This window comes from Mesorhizobium sp. M7A.F.Ca.CA.003.01.2.1 (genome assembly GCF_003998945.1).
GTDB lineage: Bacteria > Pseudomonadota > Alphaproteobacteria > Rhizobiales > Rhizobiaceae > Mesorhizobium > Mesorhizobium ciceri.
In genome coordinates, this window is sequence record NZ_RZRA01000670.1 from 1 (window position 1) to 3,254 (window position 3,254).

Consider the following 3,254-nt stretch of genomic DNA (forward strand, 5'->3'; position numbering starts at 1 on the left):
GGGAGAGATCTGCGTGGGTTTCAGTTTGGGTCATGATCACCGGCTGGATTTCGAACGATTACTGGCGAGAGCCCTTCTGACGGGCTTGCCTCGATATGGGCGCCATTGGACAACGGATCACCTCAATAGCCAAGCGCCAAACCATCCTTGCGCGGATCGGAAGCGCCGGTCAGCGTCCCCTTCTCCCAGTCGATCAGCACCACCTGCCCCCCGCCAAGCGGATGATGCGGTTCGGCGATGCGGTGGCCGCGCCGGCGCAGGCCCTCGGTTGCATCAGTGGGAACGCCACGCTCGGCTTCCACTGTGTCATCGTTGTAAAACACCCTCGGCGCATCCAGTGCCTGCTGCGGGTCCATGCCGAAATCGATCATGTTGGTGAGCAGGTGGACATGGCCAAACGGCTGGTAACCGCCGCCCATGACGCCGAACGGCATCACCACGCGGCCGTTCTTCGTCGCCATGCCCGGCATGATCGTGTGCATCGGCCGCTTGCCCGGCGCGATCGCGTTCGGATGCGCCGGGTCGAGGCGGAAGCTCGAACCACGGTTCTGCAGCACGATACCGGTCTTCGGGCCGACGACGCCACTGCCGAACGAATAATAGGTCGAGTTGATGAAGGAGACCGCGTTGCGGTCGCGGTCGACGATGGAGATATAGACCGTGTCGCTGCCGGGCAGCTCGACGCGCGGCAGATGCGTGATGGCGCGGTCGCGGTCGATCTCGGCGCGTAGCCGGTCGGCATAGGCGCCGGACAGGAGCTGCTTCAGGGGCACCGGGACATGGTCCTGGTCGCCGACATAGCGGTCGCGGTCGCGGTAAGCCAGGCGTCCGGCCTCGATCTCCAGATGCAGGCGTTCGGCGCCATTGGGGTCGAGCCCGCCAAGCTCGAAGCCCGACAGCAAATTGAGCATCAAAAGCGCCGTCAGCCCCTGATTGTTCGGCGGCATCTGGTGGATCTCATGGCCGCCATAGGAGGTGCTGACCGGCGCCACATAGTCGCCTCTGGTCGCGGCAAAATCCTCGGCCGTATGAAGTCCGCCCAATTCGTTGAGCCGGCTCACCATATCGTCGGCGACCGCGCCTTCGTAGAAACCGGACCGGCCGTGTTTGGCGATGATGCGCAAGGTCGCCGCCAGTTCCGGCTGCCGATGGACGTCACCCGCCTTCGGCGCCCTGCCGCCGGGCAGGAAGATGCGCGCGGCATGCTCGTCGGCCGACAGGTCGGTCTCCGGCTCGGCCCAGTCGAAGGCGACGCGGTCGTGCACGACATAGCCGTTCTCGGCATAGTGAATGGCCGGCGTCAGCGCCTCGGCAAGGCCCTTGCGGCCATGGTCTTCGAGCAGGCGGCTCCAGGCGTCGACGGCGCCGGGTACGGTGACCGCATGCGGACCCTGCAGCGGGATGCGGTCGAAGCCTTTTTCGAGATACCAGCCGACCGTCGCCCTGGCCGGCGCTCGCCCCGAGCCGTTGAAGGCCAGCACATTGCCTTGTCCTCCGGGAGAATAAAGCACGAAGCAGTCGCCACCGATGCCCGTCGATTGCGGCTCGACCACACCCTGCACGGCGGCGGCGCAGACCGCGGCGTCCATGGCATTGCCGCCGGAGCGCAGCATGTCGATGGCCGCAAGCGTTGCAAGCGGATGCGAGGTCGCGGCAACCGCCTCGGTGGCACGAACCGGCGAGCGGCCGGGAAACTGGAAATCACGCATTCTGTCTGAATATCCCCTAGTCACTTCTGCAAATTGGTCGCTTCTGCGAATTGATCTGGTGAAATCAATGCCGCCGGCCGAGCCGAGCAGCACGCAGGCGCCGGTGACGATGAAGGCGACCTTGAAGGTGGTGATGAAGGTCTTGATGTAGGAGGCCTGCTCGAAGAATCGCGCATAATTGGCGGCGCTGAAGCCGCCCGCTTCGTCGAACAGCGACAGCCAGAACAGCCAGCCGATCGGCACGATGATGATGGCGAAGACCAGAAGCAGGCTTGGCGACAACAGCGCCAGCAGCCGTAGTGATTCACGCCGGGCGTCGGCGTGAAGTCCCTGCGTGTTGAGCTCCCGGCCTGCGGCGCTGCCGATCTCTTCCATGAGGGCGGGCTGCGCGCTCATCAGTCTGCCGCCACCAGGATCGTGTCCTGCGCATCGAGACCGAATGAGACTGGCTGGCCGGGCGCCGGCATTTTGGCCAGCACATCGCTGCGGCAATAGTCGCGCAAAGTCAGCTGGCGGCCGTCGCGCAACGCCGCGTAGCAGACGAAGCTGTCGCCCTGATAGATGATGTCGCTGACTTTCGCCTCGAGCACGTTGACGCCGCTTGTCGGTTCGGCGTCTGCCAGGAGCCGCAGCTTTTCCGGCCGCACCACCATCAGGTGCTGGCCAGCTGCCGGCACTGGTGCCGCGGTATGGATTCTCCGGTCCTCGTACCAGACGGAGCCGTTGCGGCACTCGACCGGAATGAAATTCGATTCGCCGATGAAGCCGGCTACAAATCGCGTTTGCGGCCTGGCGTAGAGGGTTTCAGGCTTGTCGAGCTGTTCGATGCGCCCGGCGTTCATGACCGCGATGCGGTCGGACATGGTGATGGCTTCGCGCTGGTCGTGCGTGACATAGACGGTGGTCATGCCGAGCCGGCGATGCAGGGCGCGCAGCTCGATCTGCATGTGCTCGCGCAGGCCCTTGTCGAGCGCCGACAAGGGTTCGTCCATCAGCACGATGCGCGGCTCGAAGACGATGGCGCGTGCCAGCGCCACACGCTGTCGCTGGCCGCCGGAAAGCTGGTCGACCCGGCGTTCGCCCAGGCCCTGCAATTTCACCAGATCGAGCGCCTTCTCGACACGTTCGGCCGTCTCGGCGGCGGCGACGCCGCGCTGCTTCAGCGGAAAGGCGATGTTGTGGAAGACGTTCATGTGCGGAAACAGCGCGTAGTTCTGGAACACCATGCCGATGTTGCGCTTGTGCGGCGGCGTGGTGATGATCTCGTCGCCGCCGACCTTGATCGAGCCGGCATTGGCCCGCACGAAACCGGCCAGGATCATCAGCAGCGTCGTCTTGCCGGAACCGGAAGGGCCGAGCAGCGTCAGGAATTCGCCGGCCTCGACATCGAGGTTAAGGTCGCGCAGCACCGGGACGCTGCCAAATCGTTTCTCGATCCCGCGCATGCCGATGGGCAACGCGGATGGCGCAATGGACAAGATTTTTCGCTCCTTAGCCGCAGAGAACAGGTGGCGAGGCAGTGGCTGGTTACGCTGCCCGCCGTAA

Annotated in this window: 2 protein-coding genes; both read right to left on the minus strand. The window is 64.7% G+C overall.

Going from position 1 to position 3,254, the window contains the following annotated elements; translation table 11 throughout:
- Nucleotides 1-122: 122 nt before the first annotated feature.
- Nucleotides 123-1,709, minus strand: a complete 1,587-nt coding sequence (ggt, locus tag EN969_RS23390; protein WP_063170422.1) for a gamma-glutamyltransferase — start codon at nt 1,707-1,709, stop codon at nt 123-125.
- Nucleotides 1,710-2,104: 395 nt separating this feature from the next.
- On the minus strand, nt 2,105-3,187 hold the full coding sequence (locus tag EN969_RS23395; RefSeq protein ID WP_063169709.1) for an ABC transporter ATP-binding protein: 1,083 nt from the start codon (nt 3,185-3,187) through the stop codon (nt 2,105-2,107).
- Nucleotides 3,188-3,254: the final 67 nt, after the last annotated feature.